The organism is Bacteroidales bacterium (assembly GCA_014860575.1).
Classification (GTDB): Bacteria; Bacteroidota; Bacteroidia; order Bacteroidales; family JAAYJT01; genus JAAYJT01.
This window is the reverse complement of record JACZJK010000043.1, coordinates 21,148-43,050: the sequence shown is the minus strand read 5'-3', so window position 1 is coordinate 43,050 and position 21,903 is coordinate 21,148. Positions and strand designations below refer to the sequence as shown.

The window sequence follows — 21,903 nt, the reverse complement described above, 5'->3', positions numbered from 1 at the left end:
AGTGAAGGATCTTTATTTGTCTGTAGGATAGATTCTTCGCTGCGCTCAGAATGACAAAAAACAGTAAACTCACTAGTTTGAGACAAACTCATTAAAAAGTGCTAAAATTAGTACTTTTTTAGTAACAAGATTGGTACCGGTATGAATGTGGTTTAAATATTCCTGAATATTGATTGAACTCTTATGAACTATTGCACAGCATTAAAAGAAACACTACTTTTGCAGCCGCAACGAAAGGTCCACCCTGGAAGTAAAGGTTCTCAAAGCCTGGTTATTATTAACGATTGCTTCCTCGGGGTGTTTAAGATAAGATGGAGAAGGGGACTTTAGTCCCCTCTTTTATTAGATATAGCTTATGATTGACGAAAGGTTTATAAGAAAACTTGCTGAAGAAAAGCTCGGTGAAAGCGGGGTTTTTCTTACCGATGTTATTGTAAAACAAGGCAATAGTATCCATGTTTTTATTGATGGTGACCAAGGAGTTACCATTGATGAATGTGTTGCCCTTTCCCGCCATATCGAATCGAACCTTAACCGCGAGGAGGAAGATTTCAACCTTCAGGTTTCGACAGCCGGTGTGGATCAACCGCTCAAATTCGCCAGGCAGTATATCAAGAATATAGGACGTAAGCTTAGCATTGAGCTAAAGAATGGCGAAGCGATTACCGGCAAACTTCTTGCTGCCGATAATGAAAAGATTCAATTACAGACCGAAACACAAAAAGGCCGGAAAACTATTACCGGCGACACCATAGAATTAAATTATACAGAGATTGTAAGAGCCTTGTGCCTGATTTCATTTAAATAGAAAAACAATTTTTTACACCAAACTGAAATGGAACATATAAATCTGGTCGAAACTTTTTCGGAATTCAAAGAGTTCAAAAACATTGAACGCGAAACCATGATGCGCATCCTGGAAGACGTTTTCAGAAGCATGCTGGTAAAAAGGTATGGCAGCGATGAAAACTTTGATATCATTGTGAATATCGACAAAGGAGACCTGGAAATCTGGCGCAGCCGCACCATTGTTGAAGATGGGGAAGTTGAAGATGAAAACATGCAAATAGCATACTCCGAAGCCATCAAGATTGAACCCGACTTTGAAGTTGGTGAAGATGTTTCGGAAGAAATCAAGATGCTGGATTTTGGCAGGCGCGAAATCCTCACCATACGCCAGAACCTGATTGCCAAGATTCAGGAATATGAAAAAGACAACGTTTACAAAAAGTATAAAGATAAAGTTGGCGAAATAGTAACCGGCGAAGTTTACCAGGTTTGGAAAAAAGAAATCATGGTACTCGACGACGAGTTCATTGAACTGGTTTTACCCAAAAGCGAGCAAATTCCATCAGACTTTTTCCGTAAGGGAGATTCCATCAAGGCTGTTGTTTCAAAAGTTGAAATGCGCAACAACCTTCCAGTAATCATCCTTTCACGCACTTCGCCGGTATTTCTCGAAAGGCTCTTTGAAATGGAAGTTCCCGAAGTTTACGATGGACTTATTACCCTGAAAAACATTGTCCGTGTTCCCGGCGAAAGGGCTAAGGTGGCTGTTGAATCATATGATGACCGTATTGATCCGGTTGGAGCCTGTGTAGGTATGAAAGGATCGCGCATTCATGGCATCGTTCGCGAATTGCATAATGAGAACATTGATGTGATCAACTATACCACGAACCCAACGCTTTATATCCAGCGTGCACTCAGCCCGGCCAAGATTACCTCAATTACTTTTGACGAAGAAAACAAACGCGCCGAGGTGTATATGAAACCCGACCAGGTTTCGCTGGCTATAGGCAAGGGAGGTTACAATATCAAACTTGCGAGTAAACTTACCGGCTATGAGATTGATGTTTACCGCGATACCGAAACCTATTATGAAGATGTTGACCTCACCGAATTCTCAGATGAAATTGATGAATGGATCATCAACGAACTTAAAGCCATCGGTTGTGACACTGCAAAAAGCGTATTGGAATTAACTATTGATGAACTTGTAAGTCGTACAGATCTTGAGGAAGAAACCATCAGGGAAGTGGTCAGGATTTTGAAAACTGAGTTTGAATAAGGATTAATGATTGAATGATCAATCAGATAGATAAATTAAGCATTTACTTTTGAACTGCTGTAATTGAAAGCATTTTTTAAAAAGGTGTACTTTTACACAGCCAAAAGTCTTAGAAAATTAAGGAGTTATATGTCGGAAGGAAATATTGCAGTAAGGCTGGCCAAAGCAGCGAAAGAGTTCAATATTGGGATTGCAACAATCGTTGACTTTCTCTCAAAGAAAGGTCATAAGGTTGATAATAGCCCCAATGCCAAACTTTCGCCTGAGATGTATGTACTATTGGTTAAAGAGTTCCAATCCGAGAAAACTGTTAAAGAATCAGCAAAGAAAATTGAACTTGAATACATCCATCATCAGCAATCTAAGCCTGCTGCTTTCAAAAAGCCAAAGGTTGAGGAAGAGGAAGTTGATGAAGTGGTAATCAAAAATATGCCACATGATGCCAAGGAACTGCTGAAACCCGCAGCTGCTGAAAAACAAGCGGTTCAGACCGAAAAACCCAAAGAGGAACCTGAAAAAATTGCTGAACCTGCTAAGAAAGAGGATGAAATTGTAGCTGTTGAACCAGAAAAACCTGTAGCGGAAGTTGTAAAAGATGAAAGCGAAGTTTCGAAAACCGCGGCAGAGCAGCCTGTATCAGAACCGGAAAAATCTGAAACTTCTGAAGTTCCTGAGAAAACATCTGAAACTGAAAGCAAGGATAAAACCCATTTGAAGATCGTTGGCCAGATTGACCTTGACGCAATGAACACAAGGACCAAACCCGACAGGAAATCAAAAGCTGAAAAAGAGAAGGAGAGGAAAGAGAAATCAGCCCAGCAGAAAAAGAAAGCAGAGCCTGAAGCCAAGCCAGCAGAGAAGCCTGCAGAAACTATTGAGCCAACAGATCCACAACCTGATCCACAACCCACGGCCACACATGAACCAGAGGTACAAAAACCCGAGGTTCCTGCTGAAAAAGTTGACCCCCGGTTTATGCCACGCGAAAAAATCAAGCTTAATGGACCAACCATCGTGGGTAATATCAAGCTTCCCGAACCTAGAAAGCCCGAGCCTAAAAAGCCAGTGGCTTCGTCTTCTGATGATCAGGTTGGAAGCAGGAAAAAGAAACGCAGGCGCATCAAGAAGCAAACGGAGGCAGCTCCTGTTGATACAAAAACTGAAAAATCAGAACCGCAAAGAGGCAAACCAAAGGATCGCAGAGGTGTCAAAAGAGATGTTCATAAAGTTGAGCCTACGGAGGAAGAAATCCAGCGTCAGATCCGCGAAACCATGCAACGCCTCAGCCCAACAGGAAAGTCAAGGGCATCGAAGCACAGGCGTGAAAAACGCCAAATGGTTAGCCAGCATAAACTCGAGGAGCAAGAAAGATCAGAACACGATCAAAAACAACTCAAGGTTACTGAATTTGTGACCGCCAACGAATTGGCAACTATGATGAATGTTCCTGTGAACCAAATTATTGCTGCCTGCCTGAGCCTGGGATTGTTCGTTTCAATCAACCAGCGACTCGATGCTGAAACCCTGGTTCTCGTTGCTGAGGAGTTTGGCTACAAAGTTGAATTTGTGAGCGTTGAAGTGCAGGAAGCCATTGACGAGTCGTCTGAAGTTGACAAACCGGAAGATCTTATTGAAAGGCATCCTGTTGTTACCGTGATGGGCCATGTTGACCATGGCAAAACATCGTTGCTCGACTTTATCAGGCATAGCAATGTTATTGCAGGCGAGGCCGGTGGCATAACCCAGCATATTGGCGCTTATGAAGTTGTGCTTGATGGTGGCCGGAAAATCACCTTCCTCGATACCCCGGGTCACGAAGCCTTTACAGCTATGCGTGCCAGGGGAACCAAGGTCACCGATGTGGCTATCATTGTAGTTGCTGCCGATGATAATGTGATGCCTCAAACCGTTGAGGCCATCAACCATGCACAGGCTGCAGGGATTCCAATTGTGATCGCAATAAACAAAATTGATAAGGGCAACGCTAATGTTGAACGCGTTAAGGAAGAACTTTCAAAATTGAATATACTGGTTGAAGACTGGGGTGGCAAATACCAAAGCCAGGAAATATCAGCCAAAATGGGCGTGAACATCGAATTGCTGCTTGAAAAAGTATTGCTTGAAGCCGAGTTCCTCAATCTCAAAGCCAACCCAAACCGCCTGGCCAAGGGTTCGGTAATTGAATCAGCGTTGGACAAAGGCCGTGGTTATATGGCAAAGATATTGGTTCAGAACGGAACCCTCAGTATAGGCGATGTGGTACTGGCTGGTACTACCTATGGCCGCGTAAAAGCCATGTACAACGAAAGAAACATGGCAATTACCAAAGCAGGCCCGGCTACTCCGGTGCTATTGCTTGGATTGAACGGAGCGCCGCAAGCCGGCGATCAGTTCAATGTATTGGCCGATGAACGTGAAGCTAAAAATATTGCACTTAAACGTCAGCAACTACAACGTGAACAGGGACTCAGAACACAGAAACATATTACCCTTGATGAAATTGGCCGCCGTATTGCCATCGGTGATTTTAAGGAACTGAATATTATTGTTAAAGGTGATGTGGATGGTTCTGTTGAAGCTTTGTCTGATTCCTTGCTTAAACTCAGCGCCGAACAGGTACAGGTGAATGTGATCCATAAATCAGTGGGCGCTATCACAGAAAGTGATGTGTTGCTGGCAAGCGCTTCAAATGCGATCATTATCGGTTTCCAGGTACGACCCACACTTAGTGCACGTAAGCTTGCCGAATCGGAACAGATTGATATCCGCTTGTATTCAATCATCTACCAGGCCATTGATGAAATCAAGGCGGCCATTGAAGGCATGCTATCGCCCACCTATGAAGAAAAGATTCTGTGTAATCTTGAGGTACGGCAGGTGTTCAAAATCACTAAGGTTGGAACCGTAGCAGGATGTATGGTGCTTGACGGAAAAATTATGCGTAATTCCAAGATCAGGTTGATCAGGGACGGCATCGTTGTATATACCGGAAAACTTGGCTCGCTCAAACGTTTCAAGGATGATGTGAAAGAAGCCTATGCCGGCCAGGATTGCGGACTTAACATTGATAACTTCAATGATATCAAAGTTAATGACATCATTGAGGCTTACGAAATGATAGAGGTAAAACGCAAGACCTAATTATCTAAGACTTTCCGTTTCAGAAATCTGCCCTTCAGCGATGAGTTGGCAGTGGCAGTTGGCAGTAGCAGTAAGCAGTAGCAGTAAGCAGTTGGCATCCGAAACCCAACTTGGCGACAAGCGGACCCGAAATCCCCAAACTGACTGCATTCAAAGTTCAAAGTGCAAAGCCCAATATCCAAATAGCTGTCGTTTGTAGATTTGCGAATCTTAAATCTGGAATTTTGAATCAATAATTCCAACACTCCAGGCTTCGACAAGCTCAGCAACCGGAATCCATCACTCCACCATTCCGTCACAAACATATTAAGTAATTCAATCCCCCTAGCCCCCTTTTTCAAAGCGGACTCGCTCTTCGCAAACTTTGGCACAACATGCCATTACTCCATTACTCCATTACTCCATTACTCCATCCCTCCATCTGCATTACTGTATCACTGCATTACTGCATCACAAAACTTGCTTAATCCTTCAGGAAAGTAGGCTTGATGATGGTTTGTGTGCGGTCGGGTCCAACAGAAAGTACGGGTATTTCAACCATACACTCATTTTCAATAAATGCTATGTATTCTTGCAGCGTCTGAGGCAAATCCTGAAAACTTTCCAGTCCTTCAAGCGTTTGCTGCCATCCCGCTTTTTCCTGATAAACCGGCTCGATTTTTTGTTCCAGCACTTCCCAGGCCATGCGATTGACTTCGCCGAAAGGAGTTTTATAGGCTTTGCAAATTTTAAGCGTTTCTACCTGGTTAAGCACATCGGCCTTCATCATCAGCAGATGAGTGACGCCATTAAGCATGATGGCATATTTGAGGGCAGGCATGTCAAGCCAGCCGCAACGGCGAGGGCGACCGGTGGTTGAACCGAATTCATTACCTTGTTGCCTGAGCATTTCTCCCTGCTTATCGAAAAGTTCAGTCGGGAATGGTCCGCTGCCAACTCTTGTGCAATATGCCTTAAAAACGCCAAATACCCTGCCAATAGCTGTTGGCGGAACACCAAGACCCGAGCAAACACCGGCAGTTATTGTATTGGATGAGGTCACAAAGGGGTAGCTTCCAAAATCCAGGTCAAGCAAAGTGCCCTGGGCACCTTCGGCCAATACACGCTTTCCCTGCAAAATGCAATCGTTGATAAAGTATTCGCTATCGGTTTTTTCAATCTTTTTTAGAAGTTCCAATGCTTCCATCCATTGCGCTTCATATTCCTGAAGGCTCTTACCATGTATGATAACTTCATTAGGGTTCGCACAAAACAATGTAGCCAGTTGCAGGTGCCTCTTGCGCGATTCCAGATATTTCACAGTGAAAGCCGGTGAAGTAATATCTCCGACCCTTATCCCGTTACGTGCCGTTTTATCAGTATAGGTGGGGCCGATACCTTTGAGTGTCGAACCAATCTTGGCATCACCTTTTGATTGTTCATACACTGCATCGAGAAGAAGGTGGGTTGGAAGGATAAGATGCGACCTTTTTGAAATCAACAAATTATCAAGTGGTTCAAGGCCATGCGCTCGTAATTGACTGATCTCTTTTTCGAGCACAACAGGATCAATGATCACACCATTGCCAATAACATTTATTTTCTTTTTATGAAAAATTCCCGAAGGGATTGTGTGCAATACCTGCTTTTTCCCTTCGAACTCAAGAGTATGGCCGGCGTTTGGGCCACCCTGGAAGCGGGCAATCACATCATAATGCGGAGCAAGAAAATCAACGATCTTCCCTTTTCCCTCGTCGCCCCATTGGAGGCCTAACAACACATCAATTTTCATTTTTTCATCAGGGTTTATAATGATGAGCATTAAAAAACACTGCTCTGCTAGATGTTGCCTGGAAGTGCGGGTTTTTTTGAAAACAATGTGGTAAAATTATGAAACCTGAAGGACAACGCCAAAAGAAACAGCTGAATTTATTCGCCTTGATTTTTATAAGGTACACAACTGAGGATTGCGAGGATGTTGACAACGGAAAAGATGAATCCTTTCAAAAAAAGTAGTGAACCACTTAGGTTTCTTCTCCTGCTGAAGGTTCCACACCGTTGCGATAGCCATAAAAAGTCAGGCTGCGGTTGGTAACCTTTACATTGAGCATTTTTTCCATGGATGTTTGTATCTCATGTATTCTTGGATCGCAAAATTCCAGGACCTCACCGCTGTCAATACAAATGAAATGATCGTGCTGCCGGAACTTATATGATTTTTCGTACTGAGCTGAATGATTGCCAAACTGGTGCTTGGTTACGAGGCCACAACTTTGTAACAGTTCAACTGTATTATACAATGTTGCACGGCTAACCCTGTACTTATTGTTCTTCATTCTGATGTAAAGGGTTTCTACATCAAAATGTCCGTCAGTGGCATATATTTCGCGAAGTATTGAAAATCTTTCGGGAGTTTTCCGATGCCCGTTCAGATTCAGGTACTCAATGAAAATTCTCTTTACTGTCTCAAATGTTTGCTTATCAGTTTCCTTAGTTTTTATCATAAAACGTTAGATAGCTGGTTTGCGCGCTAAAGTAATAAAATTCTATCACTATTTAGAACAAATAAAAATAAAATATTTTTATTCTGCTGGTTTGCAAGTATAAAGCTAATGAGAATCAGGCCTGGTTTTCGGTGAGGCGGTCAATGCGAGTTACTGTTTTGACATCTTTGATCTTTTTTAAATCATCCATAACAGCCCTCAATTTGATGGTGTCGTGAACGTAGAGCATGATGCTTGCCTGCCAGAAATCACCAGAACTGTCCAGTACGAATGATTTGATGTTAACTTTGTGTTTATCAGAAACCAGGTTAACAATATCGAGTAAGAGTCCTGCACGGTCAATTCCTGATATTTTCAATCCTGCCAGGAAAGCAATTGCTTCTCTGCTTTTCCATTTGGTTTTTACGATCCTGTTACCGTATTTAGAACTCAATTGCACGGCTTCCTGGCAATTGGTACGATGAATGCTAATGCTTCCCTGCTGTGTGATGAAACCCATAACATCATCGCCGGGAATAGGATTGCAGCATTTGGAAATGGTGTAATTAACTGAAGTAAAATCTCCACCCAGTAGCAATGCTTCAGGTGTACTCTTTACTTTTTCAGCAATCATTTTTCCGAGAGGTTTTGATTCATTCGACTTTGACTTCGAGAAAGGAAAGCGCACAAAGCTAAACCATCCTGCCTTTTGCTGATCCTGACAACAATCTTTCACGTCCTTTTGAGTGATATCGCCTTTAGCAACCATATAATAAAGATCAATGTTGCTGGCGATTCCTGAATAGTCCATGAATTTGTTGAGATTGTGTTTGGTAAACTCAACATCAAGTGCTTTAAAATATGATACAAGCTTTTCTTTCCCCTCTGCACTATACAATTTCTTCTCTTCACGAACCGCATCTTTTATTTGCATCCTGGCGCGGGCGGTTACAACCCAATCCAGCCATTCATCACGGGGTTTCTGCTTTTTTGAATTGATAATCTCAACCTGGTCGCCGCTACGAAGTTTATGGTGAAGCGGGACCAATTTGTGGTTTACTTTTGCCGCGATACAGGTGTTTCCTATTTCGGAGTGAATGGCGTAGGCAAAGTCAAGCGCTGAGGAATGAAACGGCAGGGTGCGCAACTCACCTTTGGGTGTAAAAACAAAGATTTCATCAGTAAAAAGGTTGAGTTTGAAATCCTCCAGAAAGGCCAGAGCATTTGGATCGGGCGATTGCAACAAATCACGAATGCGAAGTAGATAACGATCGAGTGTTGTAAGCCTTGCAGAGTTGCCATTGTCTTTTTCCTTGTATTTCCAGTGAGCAGCATAACCTCGTTCGGCCACTTCGTTCATTCTTCGGGTGCGTATCTGAACCTCCACCCATTGCCCTGTCTGGCTCATTACTGTTGTGTGCAAAGATTCATAGCCATTGGCCTTGGGCGTTGAGATCCAGTCGCGCAGACGATTCTGCTGGGGGCGATAATGATCGGTTACAATTGAATAAACCCGCCAGCAATCAACTTTTTCTTCTTCAGGATCGGAATCAATAATGATACGGATCGCAAAAACATCAAAAACCTCCTCAAATGGAATTTCCTTTTCCTGCATTTTGCTCCAGATCGAATGCACAGATTTTTCGCGGCCCGAGATTTCGTATTTAATACCTTGCCTTCCCAGCGATTCTTTGATGGGCATCACAAATTCATGAATGAATCTTTCGCGGCCCGATTTAGTTTCATTCAGTTTCTGGTTGATGGTTTCATATACTCCAGGTTCAGTATACTTTATCGAAAGATCTTCGAGTTCACTCTTGATCTGGTACAAGCCAAGGCGAAGGGCAAGTGGTGCATAAAGAAACAGCGTTTCTGAAGCTATCTTCATTTGCTTTTCGGGTGCCATTGAATCCAATGTACGCATGTTATGAAGGCGGTCAGCGAGTTTCACGAGTATGACCCTGACGTCGGCTGAAAGCGAAACGAGCACTTTTCTGAAGTTTTCAGCCTGCATACTGGGTGTTTCAACCTCGGGAATTTCTTCGATTTTAGTAAGCCCGTCAATGATATTCTTTACACGTTCGCCAAAGTGCAACTCAATGTAATCGAGGGTATAGTCAGAGTCTTCAACAACATCGTGTAAAAGCGCACAAACTACTGCTGTAGAGCCAAGTCCGATCTCAGCGACAACAATTTGCGCAACCTCCAATGGATGATATAAATATGGATCACCGTTTTTGCGGCGGGTGTTTTTATGGGCATCCTGTGCAAGGTTAAAAGCTTTCCTGATCAAGCGCTTGTCTTTCAAAGTTGCATCAGAAGGCAAGGCCTGCAAGATATTCCGGTAGCGTTTGATTATTTCCTTTTTCTCGCGATCAGGATCGGTTTGAAACATAAAAGATGGCTGTCGTTTGTAATAATATCCTGCACAAAGTTAGCAAATATAATCCTGAGCGGTGAGCTGGTTGTATTGTTTATGAAGGAAGCGGCCACAATATTGATTGAAAATTTCAATAAAAGAGCGCTGTTCTGATTTAATTACTACTTTTGAAATGTATCGTAGCCATGAAAAAAATTCTACTTCTCAATATTATTCTTCTGATGTGTCTTGCTGCTCATGCAACACATCAACGTTCCGGCGAAATCACCTACCGTCATATTTCCGGCCTCACGTATGAATTTACCATTGTAACATACACTTTTGCGCCAAGCCAGGCTGACCGCTGTGAACTTGAGATTCTCTGGGGGGATGGTATATCTTCGATGTTACCAAGGGTAAACGGGCCTTCAGGTTTAACACCGGCAGGAACCTTTTGCGATCATATAGGAGAAATCATCGCAATCAATGTTCGAAGAAATGTATATACAGGTTCACACACCTATACAGGCGCTGACACCTATACCATTTCAGTTGAGGATCCGAACCGGAATGCCGGTGTGATCAATATTCCCAATTCAGTGGATGTGCCTTTTTATGTGCAGACAACCCTGGTGATTAATCCATTTCTTGGCCCAAACAATTCTGTTCAGTTGCTGCTGCCTCCTATTGATAATGGTTGTGTTGGCTATACTTTTATCCACAATACCGGGGCATTCGATCCGGATGGCGACAGCCTCTCATACAAACTTGTTGAATGCAGAGGCTTTAATGGCCAGCCAATCCCTGGTTACACTTTGCCGGCTGCATCTGATTTTATTACAATCAACCTCGAAAGTGGAGACCTGGTGTGGGAAACTCCGACCATGCAAGGCGAGTTTAATTTAGCAATTCTCATTGAAGAGTGGAGAAATGGCATTCTGATTGGAACCGTAACCCGGGATTTGCAGGTGATTATAGGTTCATGCGAGAATAACCCGAACCCACCGATTATTCAAGCTGTGAGCGATACATGTGCAGTTGCTGGTGAAACACTGATCTTACCAGTAATTGCTACCGATGCTGACGGCGATGTGATAACATTGACCGGAGTAGGACAACCGCTGTTACTAGCCGTTAATCCTGCAAGTTTTCCCCAGCCGCTTGATTCAGCAGCCCAGGTTACTTCTACCTTTATCTGGTCACCTCATTGCACACATGTAAGGTTGGAACCATACTTGTTGTACTTCAAAGCACAGGACGATGGAACCCCTATCAACCTTATTGATTTAAAAACAGTCAGCATAAGAGTAATTGGGCCGGCGCCTGAAAATCTTATTGCTGAACCCTTTGGGAACAATATTAATCTGAATTGGGGAAGCAGCATTTGCGAAAATGTTATTGGCTACCGGGTGTATCGAAGAACCGGCGCAACCGGGTATTCATCCGGAAATTGCATCACCGGAGTCCCAACTTCATTAGGATATCAGCTTGTTTCAGGGACTGAACCCTGGCCTGACAATAGTTTCAGCGATGATGGACAAAATCAGTCGCTCATTCATGGCCTTGAGTACTGCTACCTTGTTACTGCAATATTCCCTGACGGATCAGAAAGTTATGCTTCAAATGAAACTTGCGCCTCGCTCAAGCGTGATGTACCAATTATTACCAACAGCAGCGTAATGGAAACCTCAACTACAAGTGGCGCTGTTTACATTGCATGGTCGAAACCAACTGAGTTGGACATGAGCCAGACGCCCGGGCCATTTAAGTATATAATCCGCAGAGGAACCGGTTCGGAACCTCTTCAAGTTATTGATTCGCTAAGCAGCCTGAATGATACTATTTATGTGAATTACAACCTGAATACCGTAAACAACCAATTCCATTATGTAATTGACTTAATCAATAACACACCTGGTAACCGGTTTTTAGTCGGTTCATCTCAATCAGCATCAACAATGTTTCTCGAAATCCAGCCCGACGATGAGAGACTAAACCTAAGCTGGAATGTGAATGTGCCATGGATCAATGATTATTACATTATATTCCGCCAAAACCTCGAAACTCAGACGTTTGATTCGTTAACTGTGGTTTCCACAAACTCATTTTCAGATACCAATCTCCTGAACGGTTCAAGCTACTGCTATAAAATAATGAGTGTTGGTGATTATCAGATTGGCGGCCTTGTTTCACCTATAGTGAATTACTCGCAGGAAAACTGTGGCGTTCCTTCCGATCATACACCTCCCTGCCCTCCTTTCCTTGTGGTGGAAACCGACTGTGATGTCCTGGAGAATATTCTTCGCTGGACCAATACCGATAATTATTGCCCGGACACTGATGATACAGAAAAGTATTATATCTGGTTCCGCCAACAAACTAGTGGCGATTTTACAATCCTTGATTCAACAAATATTGCAACTGACACCATATTTATTCATAGCATGCCTATATCAGTAGCCGGGTGCTATGCCATTACAGCCTTCGACTTCAATGGCAATATGAGCGGATTCTCCAATGAAGTATGCATAGCTTCCGATGCTTGCCCGTTGTATCGCCTGCCCAATATGTTCACACCAAACGATGATGGTTACAATGATTACTGGGAACCATTTCCTGGTTATGCAGGAGTTGAACGAATTGATTTGGTCGTATTTAACCGCTGGGGTACACAGGTTTTTGAATCCAATGATCCTGGTATCAGATGGGATGGGCGAAATATGAGCACCAATGCAGATTGCCCGGATGGAGTATATTTCTTTGTTTGTGATGTATTCGAAATCACACTTGAAGGGAGTAGAAAACGCTCAATTTCGGGCAGCGTTCATATTTTAAGATGACTTATGAGCCATAATCTGGCCTTTTCATAACTAAAATTCGTAGCGATTTCATAAAAAATGACCATAAACGGGCATTTTCAATTTTACGAATAATAAATAAAGTGCTACGAATACTGGCAAAACCCATACGAATAATAAATAGATCGCTACACCGCGTATAAATATTTGCTATAGCTCATTTGGTGAACTATATTTGTTGCGGGAACGGTCGAATTTATATTAAAGAGTTTGAGAAGGTCATATCCTGACTTTTAACGACTTTTTATCAGTTTAAAGTTTTTTGAGCAGATATTTCAGTTCAAGCTGAACAGGATGATTAACGGATCATCATCTGCCCAAACCTTAAACCAAATCCTTTCCTGTTTATTGCTGATCTTACGGAGTTGCCCCGCAAGATCAGTTTTATGGAAAATTTGAAAGTTTATAATGCTTTTGTATTATTCAAGCCCCATCAACGCTTAATAACCATATGAAGAAAACAAAAATCCATATCCGGAAACCTTCTGAGTTTCTCGTTCTGCACCCCGGGGCTATTCTTGCTTTCCTAATGACACATCAATCAAACCACAAACCTTCATCAGATGGAAACCATCATCAGTTATTCACAAAAAGAGGATTTACATGAGTTTTTGCCCATGAACATTCCGAAGAATTTACCCATGGGCTTGATAATTTACGATAAGGATCTGAACATTGCTAAATTGAATCAGCAAGCAGAAAACTTATTTGGCTATACCGAATCGGAGATTTTAGGCAAGAGCCTGCTTGGTTCGATTGTTCCAAAGGATCAAAGCACATCAGTAGATTTATGGAGAAGAAAGATAGCCTTCAGCACTTTCAATATTACTACCTTTTACCGGAACATAAACAAACAGAAGGAATTTATCGCCTGTAACTGGCATACCACGCCAATCATTGATGATTCGAAGCAAATTTCAGGTTATATTTCATTGGTGGAGAAAGCCATTCCTGATCATTTAAATCTTAACTCATTCGACCATACTGATATCTTAAAGTCATTTATTGAGAACACAAGTTTCAATGTAATCGTGAATTTTGAAACCCAGGAAATAGAGTATGTTAACCCAGCCGTGTTGTATTCATACTCTTTACTGAATAATTTCCACATGGAAAAAGGTTTTGAAATATTAAGGTTTATTCCTCAAAATGAACGCTTCAGAATAATAAGACATTTTAAAAGCAGGGCAGCCGATAGAAAAAATGTTAACATCTCCTTTCACTTGCAAGTAGGTTATAGCGTGCTTTTGCCTATACATTTAACAGGCCACTATCTTAACATTAATAGCAAGACTGTGTATGTTTTAACAGTCACATTGCCTAAAAATGACAACCTCCTCCGAAAATCAGCCACGAATGCAAAAAGCTATTCGAGGCAACTGTTTAGCAATGACATAGAAAACCTTCAGAAAAGAAATAATCTTGAATTGTTGGGCGACCTTACTGCAGGGGTAGTACATGAAATAAACCAGCCATTGGGTGTGTTAAAAATTATTCTTGACAGTTTTAAGCAGAAACTCGAGGCAGGTTCCATGTCACGGGAGTTTCTGGCCGAAAGGTGTGAAATGGCTCAAGCCAATATCACCCGCATCAATGAGCTGATTGATGAAATCAGGATTTTCAGAAAAGAAGTGCGATGCAACGATATTAAAAAAGTAAACCTTATCAAACCTTTGTGTCGGGTTCTAGACCTACTTAAAATGGCCTTTGCCTCAAATAAAATAAAAATTGTTACAGATATTCAGGCCGATTTACCTGTTATCGTTGCAAACGAGAAATGGCTCACAACCATTTTTACAAACCTGCTTGCCAATGCCAAGTATTCTCTTATTCAAAAAGGTGCCATGCAAAATGATCTTTCTTTTAACAGGGAAATAAAAATCACTACTTGGTACGATGAAGAAAGGGTCAATCTGCAAGTTAGCGATAACGGTATGGGAATTAAGAGTAAGCACTTTGATAGCCTTTTCGATCCGTTCTTTACTACCAAAGGTAAGCAGGGCAGCGGACTTGGACTTGCAATTGTTAAAAATTATATAAAAGAACTAAATGGAAGCATCGAAGTTGATTCACAGGAAGGCTTATATGCAACCTTCACTATTTCTTTTCCCCGGATTGATTAATTAATTGTATAAAATTTAAAAACAGAAAATTATGGACGCATTAAGAATTCTCGTTCTCGATGACGAAGCAATTTTCAGAACGTTGCTGGGTGATTATTTCAACGAAATCGGACACACAGCCTTTACAGCCGAAAGACCATCGCAAGCCTTTGGGATTTTAGATGAACAAAACATTGACGTTGCACTAGTAGATGTTTATTTGCCTGAAATGAGTGGCATACAGGTAATACAGCAAATCAAAGAACGGTACACCAATGTTGATACCGTTGCCATTACCGGAAATGGTGACATGGACACTGTTATTGATGCGCTTAGGGTCGGGGCAAACGATTTCCTTACCAAACCATTTAGCCTTGCTGAGATCAGACAATCATTGGAGCGAACACATAAGTTTGCCGAAACCCTCAGTAAGCAAAGGCAGGCAGAGCTTAATTACAGCCTTGTTTCAACAAAGCTGAAAGAAAAATTTGGACTTGAGATTGTAGGTGTTAGTGGGGCAATGAAAGAAATCATCAATATTGTTTCCAGGGTTGCTGATACTGAATCAACTACCGTGCTGATTACAGGCGAAAGCGGCACCGGAAAGGAATTGATTGCACGCAGCATACATGCCATGAGTAAACGCAGGGATAATTTTTTCCACAGTGTAAACTGTTCGGCAATTCCCGAGTCATTGTTTGAGAGTGAATTTTTCGGTCATAAAAAAGGTTCTTTTACAGGCGCAGTCGAAAACACATCAGGTTGGTTCGAAATTTCACATCACGGAACGCTTTTTCTCGATGAGGTTGGTGAGTTGCCCTTAAGTGTTCAGGCAAAATTTCTTCGTGTGCTCGATGACAAAATTATCAGCAGGGTTGGAGCGAAAAAAGAGATCAGCCTCGACTTGCGCATCATAGCAGCCACTAATCAGAAACTGGAGGAAATGGTTGGAGAAAAGAAGTTCCGCGTTGACCTTTACCACCGTCTTAATTCATTCGAAATCCATATTCCGCCATTGCGTGAACGCAAAGAAGACATACCTGAACTTATCAACTATTTTGTTCAGCATTTTGCCAAAAAACTTGAGAAGAATATTATTGGAGTCGAGGAGAAGGTTTACGAAAAACTAAAAAATTATCATTTCCCGGGTAATGTGCGTGAACTCAGGAATATAATTGAACAGGCGATGATACTCTGTGACGACAATGTGCTTCAGTACAGGTATATGAACTCAATTCACAAATGCCCTGGCAGTGCAAACCCTGCAAAAACTGCAAACCAAAACTTTGAATTGGATAACGTTGAAAAGACTGCTATAACCAATGTGTTGCTGCAAAGCAAATTCAATAAATCCAAAGCTGCGCGAATCTTAAATATATCCAGGCAGGCACTTGACCGGAAAATCCTGAAATACCAGATTAAGGAAGAGGCCAAATTCTTACCTGATAAGAATATTATTCAATAGAACGTAATTCACCGTTACCTGAAAGATGAGAAATCAATGTGTTCGGGTTCCCGGCATAAAGTACTTTACCATTTCCGTTGATGTTAACAGTAAGTTCATCAATACTGTTAACCTCGCATTTTCCTGATCCTTTGATCCATACATTTCCGTATTTGGTAACTAAACCGGAAGTTGCAACATAGCCAGGCCCGCTAATCACCACTTTAAGTTCGTGGGATTTACCATTAAGGGTTATATAGCCTGAACCTGTTACACTGGTGCTTATTTCTTCAGCATCTTCAATGTCCATACTTATTGTGCCCGAACCATACACTTGAATGATCATGTGGTTGGTGTTAAATGTGTTCAATGACCGTATATGCGCCCCGCGGGCCGTTGAGAGGTTTTCAAGATTGGGTAGATTGATATAAATCTGCAGCCTTTCATGCGTGTTGACGTTTTCGATATAGTTTATTCTTAGAGTCATTTCGCTAACGCTAATGTTAAGGTTGCTGAGAATATTGCTCTGGCCACTTATAAGCAAAGGTTGTGTGTCGCCCTGGGTGAGGAATACATCGGCATCAACATCAACTTCGATGTTTTTGTAACTACCAGTTTGATGGGTTTCTTCCAGCATTGGCCCCTGGCCGGTGATTCCAATACCTTCATCCAGTTTTGAGCAAGCGCTGCAAAGAGCGAGTGTTGTTAATAACAAAAAGAGTGTTAAAAGTTTCTGTGTTTTCATGGCGTTATGTTTTCAGAGGGGTTATGCGGCAAAAGTATACCGGTAATCATGCCAGTGAAAAAGAATTTCGGTAGAACCTTATTTCTTAATGATGAATGGCGGAAGTTGCGATGTGTAGTGCCGGTTTAATTTCCTAAATCCAGATTTGAGCACACAAAATTCATTTGTACTTAAGTTTTGTTTGCATATATTTGGTCAATCATTTTAAAACAAATAAATCATGAAGGAACAAAATTTAAGATTCATTTTAGTTGCATTTTCATTGCTAACGGTATTCATTGCTTGCGCACCTGGAACAAAATCTGAACCTGAAGCAGTTCGGAGTCATGTGATTAATCCGGACTGGAGCATAAGTGCGAATATTTATGAAGTGAATATCAGGCAATTTACACCCGAAGGCACTTTTAACGCGTTTCGTGAGCACTTGCCCCGATTGAAAAACATGGGTGTGAACATCCTATGGATGATGCCAATAACCCCTATTGGAGAACTGAATCGAAAAGGAAGCCTTGGAAGTTATTATTCTGTGAAGGATTACATGGCAATAAATCCGGAGTTCGGAACCTTTGATGATTTCAGGCAACTGGTTGATGAGGCGCATTCAATGGGTATGTATGTGATCATAGACTGGGTTGCCAACCACACTGCCTGGGATAATAAACTTGTGCATGAAAAGCCTGAATGGTTCACACGCGATTCTTTAGGGAATATGGTCTCGCCTTTTGATTGGTCGGATGTAGTACAACTTAATTACGAGGTTCCTGAAGTGTGGGATTACATGATTGATGCATTGATTTTTTGGGTTAAGGAAGCAGATGTTGATGGTTTTCGATGTGACGTGGCTTTCATGGTTCCAACAGAATTCTGGAACCGCGCCCGCAAGGAACTGGATCAGGTAAAGCCTGTTTTTATGCTTGCTGAGGCCGAGGTTCCCGAGCATCATGAATTTGCTTTTGATATGTCGTACGGCTGGGCTATGCACCGTGTTATGAACGAGGTAGCTGCAGGGAAGAAAAACGCAAACCACCTGGATTCAATGATTCGTGTGAACCAGGAGAAATTCCCACCTGAAGCCATTTTGATGCAATTTACCTCCAACCATGATGAAAACTCCTGGGCAGCAACGGAGCATACCCGTTTGGGTGAAGGGCTTCTCACTTTTGCTGTGCTAACGACTACCATACCGGGCATGCCCTTAATTTACAATGGGCAGGAAGCTTCCATGAACAAAATGCTAGCTTTTTTCGAGAAAGATGAAATTGACTGGTCAGAAATTCCTTACGAAGATTTTTACCGCGAATTGCTAGCCCTTAAGCACAATGTGCCTGCTTTGTGGAATGGTATCCATGGTGGTTCTTACACAAGGATCAACACCGGTGACGATGAGAAATTATTTGCTTTTATGCGCCAGAAAGGCAAATCAGAAGTTTTTGTGATCCTTAACTTTTCTGATGAAGTGGTTGAAACTATTCTGAAAGGCGATCTTTACGTCAGGGAATATAAAACGGCTTTCATCTACGAAAGCATGAGGTTCGAACCAAATACGAGTATAACCATAGCGCCCTGGGAATACCGGGTGTATTACAGTTAAAGGTAAATTGTCAACGTTTTATGGTATAAACAAAAGAGGCTGCCTGTTAGGGCAGCCTCTTTTAATCTAGCAACTTTAATGCTTAGAGTATAGTTCCAGTATTATCGTCGAACATTAGGGTAATAACCTGGCCGGTAGTACCTGCAACTGCAGCCTGGTCGCCACCATCATTACGATATTCTATTTTTCCTGTAAATACATTGAACTCAGCATTCCACCAATCAGGAATCCATGCATGTGAAGCATACATACGAATGTTACCATTGGCAACGAGTGCCGGTGAAGTGAGTGTTTTAGCTGTATTATCCACAATAAATTTGTTGGCTTCAACACCAGCATCCCAACCGCCAAATGCATCACCAATTCCATAAACGGCAGCTTCTTTAATTGAAACTTTGATCATTTCATTCCTTAAGTCCAGAACAATCATGTACATTCCGCTTGTTGCGATTGACATATTGCCACCGGCTTCGGTAACAACAATACCATCTATGTCAAATTCATTAACATCAGCGAAGCCCAAATTCGGATTGCCCCAGTTTTCGGCTGCCAGTTTGAATCCAAGGCCAGCTTCGAGGTGTGCAATTTTCCAGAATAAACCTTCAGTAGGAACACCACCGGCAGCTTTGTGCATCAATGCTTCATCGGTATTTCCTGGTGCATCCCAGCCATAGGCTGTAGCATCACCAACAAGGAACATGGCTTCAGGGTATTCTGGAAGTGGTTCAACATCACCGGTTTTGGTAAGGGTTGATTTGAAGCCATCGGCAACAGTCCAGTCCAGTGTAACAGTATACACACCTTCGTTTGCAGCATCAAAAAGATAGTCAGGTCCACCAGGAACTAGTGTAGTGGTAAGGTTAGGCAGTGTTCCGCTAACTACGCCACCAAAATTGGTATTAATTTTTATGGTATCGCCATTTATTTCAAGCTTCCAACCACCACCATAGCGGAATTTGAAATTACCGGCCCTCAATTCAAGGTTTTCAATTTTGAAGGTCATAGCCGTCATACTAAAAGCACCAACAAGTGGCATTTGGCTATCTGACCAGCCTAAAGCAGTCGATCCACCTAAGATTGCCCAATAAGGAACTGGTGCAATTACGAAAACACCTGTTTGGGTATCAATGATCACATGGTAGAGTCCATCTGTAGGAACAGTGAATACACCGGTGTTTCCAAGTGTACCTTTCTGAATTGTGATATTGGGCTGCTCGTTTAAACCATCGGTTGAAACTGACTCAACGGTAGCTGGCCCCCATGTGGTTGTAGTCTGACCGGCAACCTGGACAATGTTGAACCCCGTTGCTCCGGCTTGCAGGGCGACATATTTTTCAAACATGCCTGGTCTCATTACCTGCCCAACTTCGTTTTGACCGGCGGCAAGAATGCCTTTAAAATCGAGATCTGCAAATGGAGTCACAGCACCTTTAATGTAGAATCCATCTTCTACAAGAATTGGATCATCGTCATCGTCATCATCTTTACAAGATACCATAACCATTGCTGCGAGCATCAATACGCTCATAAAGTACAACAATTTTCTTAACTGATTCTTTTTCATTTTTTTAAGATTTAAATTTAGTTAGAAATACAGGACATTTTTAAGTGCAAATATATGATTAAATTAATTAAGTGAAACTGGTTCCAATGCAAGATTTGGGTTAGAGTCAATGGTCCATTGTGGAATTGGGAAAGTGTTACGGTCGGGGGTAGAGGCATCTTTTTCCCACCATGCCTTGTTGAACTCTCCAAACCGGATAAGATCCTGCCTGCGGTGTGCTTCCCAGAATAATTCCCTGCCGCGTTCTTCGAGCAGCATAGGTAGAGTTACCCCACTCCAGTTTCCCAGTCCAGCACGGTTGCGTATCATATTCACATCAGCATCACCGCTTTTGCCTTGTCGGATCAATGCTTCAGCCCTCATCAGATAGATGTCTGCAAGTCTGAAAACGGGGAAATCGTTGCTAAGGTCGGCTTTAGCACCACGCTTGATTTCAAATTTGGCAACCCTGACACCTGACATGCGTATCTCCTGTGGAGTATTTCCGGCACCCATTGTTAATGCTGGAATTGCCGGTGAGAATACGAGTGGAACTCCACCAGCGCCCTGATCACTGATAGGAAGGCCGGCGTACGTGTACTGCTGTCCGACCAAGAAATAATCATGGCGCAGGTCGTCGGCTTCGTAGGTATTGTAATGTGCCTCTATCACTGCGAAACCATTCCATGGGCCCACGACCATTTCAAAAGTAAGATTGCTGTTATAGTGCAAAGTTCTCATGTGTAAGTTATTGCCTGTATATGTATCCTCGTCGTAGGGTATTGCCCATATATTTTCAGAGGAGGATTCATTGGTTGTAATAAATGGAGCAAGTGGGTTTGATTCTAACGCAAACGAACCTGAAGATATTATGCTATCGCATACAGCCTCTGCTTTTTCCCAGTATTGAGGATTTGCACTACCAGTATACACAGCATGATTCAGGTACAACTTGGCTAGCAAACTCCAGGCCATAGCTTTGGTAACTCCAGTTTTTGACGAACTTGGACTCAGCAAAGGCACTCCCTCTTCAACTTCGGCTACTATCCGCTGGAATATTTCATGCCTGAAATTGCGCTTTGGTTGAGGGTCGGCGGTCAAATAGGTGGTTACATAAGGAACATCCTTGTAATTATCAATGAGCAGGTAATAGTAATAGGCCCTGAGGATTTTTGCCTTTGCAAGCGCTTCATCAATAATGGGGTTGCCTGCAAGATCCTGTTGCTCTTCAATAAATTTATTGGCTTCAACAATTCCGCCATAGAAGCGGCTCCACATGCTGTTTATTGCTTCGGTATTATTGTCCCAGGTATGTTGATGCAACACCCGCCATTTTCCGCCATCATCCCAGTCTCCGGCACGGGTAGGGCCAACAACTTCGTCGCTTGTAAGTTCCTGTGCGAACCACCAGCCACCCCCGTCGAGAAGTTCACGCATGGGGGCGTATATTGGGCTCATTTTCAGGATAGGGTCGGCTATATATTCGTCAGCAGGAATCCGGTCATAGAGCGTGTCATCCAGCTTGGTGCATCCAAAAGTCGCACCGATCAGTAATAAGATTGCAAGTATTCTTTTCATCGTTGTACG

Annotated in this window: 13 protein-coding genes; 7 read left to right on the top strand and 6 right to left on the bottom strand. The window is 42.4% G+C overall.

Features of this window, described 5'->3' with window-relative positions:
* The first annotated feature begins 355 nt into the window (after positions 1-355).
* The 3 genes from rimP to infB all read left to right on the top strand — a co-directional run bounded on the left by rimP (position 356) and on the right by infB (position 5,212).
* Positions 356-808 (top strand): ribosome assembly cofactor RimP, encoded by a 453-nt coding sequence (gene rimP, locus IH597_11855; protein ID MBE0663147.1) that lies wholly within the window; start codon positions 356-358, stop codon positions 806-808.
* Positions 809-835: 27 nt separating this feature from the next.
* Positions 836-2,071: a transcription termination/antitermination protein NusA gene (nusA, locus tag IH597_11850; GenBank protein ID MBE0663146.1), complete on the top strand. Its 1,236-nt coding sequence runs from the start codon at positions 836-838 to the stop codon at positions 2,069-2,071.
* Positions 2,072-2,215: 144 nt separating this feature from the next.
* Complete coding sequence (infB, locus tag IH597_11845; protein ID MBE0663145.1) at positions 2,216-5,212, top strand: translation initiation factor IF-2; 2,997 nt, start codon at positions 2,216-2,218, stop codon at positions 5,210-5,212.
* Between the two features lie 463 nt (positions 5,213-5,675).
* On the opposite strand, the gene IH597_11840 is transcribed toward infB, so the two are convergent.
* The 3 genes from IH597_11840 to IH597_11830 form a co-directional block, all read right to left on the bottom strand.
* Positions 5,676-6,983 carry an adenylosuccinate synthase gene (locus IH597_11840; protein MBE0663144.1) on the bottom strand — a complete coding sequence of 436 codons (1,308 nt, stop codon included), beginning with the start codon at positions 6,981-6,983 and terminating at the stop codon, positions 5,676-5,678.
* A 232-nt stretch (positions 6,984-7,215) separates the two neighbouring features.
* Positions 7,216-7,695, bottom strand: a complete 480-nt coding sequence (locus IH597_11835; GenBank protein MBE0663143.1) for a transcriptional repressor — start codon at positions 7,693-7,695, stop codon at positions 7,216-7,218.
* A 115-nt stretch (positions 7,696-7,810) separates the two neighbouring features.
* Positions 7,811-10,069 (bottom strand): bifunctional (p)ppGpp synthetase/guanosine-3',5'-bis(diphosphate) 3'-pyrophosphohydrolase, encoded by a 2,259-nt coding sequence (locus IH597_11830; protein MBE0663142.1) that lies wholly within the window; start codon positions 10,067-10,069, stop codon positions 7,811-7,813.
* Between the two features lie 170 nt (positions 10,070-10,239).
* On the opposite strand from IH597_11830, the gene IH597_11825 reads away from it, so the two are divergent.
* The 3 genes from IH597_11825 to IH597_11815 all read left to right on the top strand — a co-directional run bounded on the left by IH597_11825 (position 10,240) and on the right by IH597_11815 (position 16,458).
* A complete protein-coding gene (locus IH597_11825; protein MBE0663141.1) occupies positions 10,240-12,873 on the top strand; it encodes a gliding motility-associated C-terminal domain-containing protein in 2,634 nt (877 codons plus the stop codon).
* A gap of 581 nt (positions 12,874-13,454) precedes the next feature.
* Positions 13,455-15,014: a PAS domain S-box protein gene (locus IH597_11820; GenBank protein ID MBE0663140.1), complete on the top strand. Its 1,560-nt coding sequence runs from the start codon at positions 13,455-13,457 to the stop codon at positions 15,012-15,014.
* Positions 15,015-15,045: 31 nt separating this feature from the next.
* Complete coding sequence (locus tag IH597_11815; GenBank protein ID MBE0663139.1) at positions 15,046-16,458, top strand: sigma-54-dependent Fis family transcriptional regulator; 1,413 nt, start codon at positions 15,046-15,048, stop codon at positions 16,456-16,458.
* On the opposite strand, the gene IH597_11810 is transcribed toward IH597_11815, so the two are convergent.
* Positions 16,448-17,182 (bottom strand): DUF2807 domain-containing protein, encoded by a 735-nt coding sequence (locus tag IH597_11810; GenBank protein MBE0663138.1) that lies wholly within the window; start codon positions 17,180-17,182, stop codon positions 16,448-16,450. The two genes, IH597_11815 and IH597_11810, sit on opposite strands and share 11 nt — an antisense overlap.
* A 220-nt stretch (positions 17,183-17,402) precedes the next feature.
* Here IH597_11810 and IH597_11805 point away from each other — a divergent pair, with 220 nt between their 5' ends.
* Positions 17,403-18,773, top strand: coding sequence for an alpha-amylase (locus IH597_11805; protein MBE0663137.1), 1,371 nt, complete (start codon positions 17,403-17,405; stop codon positions 18,771-18,773).
* An 82-nt stretch (positions 18,774-18,855) separates the two neighbouring features.
* Here the strand turns inward: IH597_11805 and IH597_11800 are convergent, their stop codons facing one another.
* Entirely contained in the window at positions 18,856-20,337 is a 1,482-nt protein-coding gene (locus tag IH597_11800; GenBank protein ID MBE0663136.1) for a SusF/SusE family outer membrane protein, read from the bottom strand.
* 63 nt (positions 20,338-20,400) lie between these two features.
* A complete protein-coding gene (locus tag IH597_11795; protein MBE0663135.1) occupies positions 20,401-21,894 on the bottom strand; it encodes a RagB/SusD family nutrient uptake outer membrane protein in 1,494 nt (497 codons plus the stop codon).
* Positions 21,895-21,903 lie beyond the last annotated feature (9 nt).

What these genes read in the sequence shown, in the direction of transcription:
- rimP (MBE0663147.1), top strand. Translation starts at nt 356, where the DNA reads ATGATTGACGAAAGGTTTATAAGAAAACTTGCTGAAGAAAAGCTCGGT.
- nusA (MBE0663146.1), top strand. Translation starts at nt 836, where the DNA reads ATGGAACATATAAATCTGGTCGAAACTTTTTCGGAATTCAAAGAGTTC.
- IH597_11840 (MBE0663144.1), bottom strand. Translation starts at nt 6,983, where the DNA reads ATGAAAATTGATGTGTTGTTAGGCCTCCAATGGGGCGACGAGGGAAAA.
- IH597_11835 (MBE0663143.1), bottom strand. Translation starts at nt 7,695, where the DNA reads ATGATAAAAACTAAGGAAACTGATAAGCAAACATTTGAGACAGTAAAG.
- IH597_11830 (MBE0663142.1), bottom strand. Translation starts at nt 10,069, where the DNA reads ATGTTTCAAACCGATCCTGATCGCGAGAAAAAGGAAATAATCAAACGC.
- IH597_11825 (MBE0663141.1), top strand. Translation starts at nt 10,240, where the DNA reads ATGAAAAAAATTCTACTTCTCAATATTATTCTTCTGATGTGTCTTGCT.
- IH597_11820 (MBE0663140.1), top strand. Translation starts at nt 13,455, where the DNA reads ATGGAAACCATCATCAGTTATTCACAAAAAGAGGATTTACATGAGTTT.
- IH597_11815 (MBE0663139.1), top strand. Translation starts at nt 15,046, where the DNA reads ATGGACGCATTAAGAATTCTCGTTCTCGATGACGAAGCAATTTTCAGA.
- IH597_11810 (MBE0663138.1), bottom strand. Translation starts at nt 17,182, where the DNA reads ATGAAAACACAGAAACTTTTAACACTCTTTTTGTTATTAACAACACTC.
- IH597_11805 (MBE0663137.1), top strand. Translation starts at nt 17,403, where the DNA reads ATGAAGGAACAAAATTTAAGATTCATTTTAGTTGCATTTTCATTGCTA.
- IH597_11800 (MBE0663136.1), bottom strand. Translation starts at nt 20,337, where the DNA reads ATGAAAAAGAATCAGTTAAGAAAATTGTTGTACTTTATGAGCGTATTG.
- IH597_11795 (MBE0663135.1), bottom strand. Translation starts at nt 21,894, where the DNA reads ATGAAAAGAATACTTGCAATCTTATTACTGATCGGTGCGACTTTTGGA.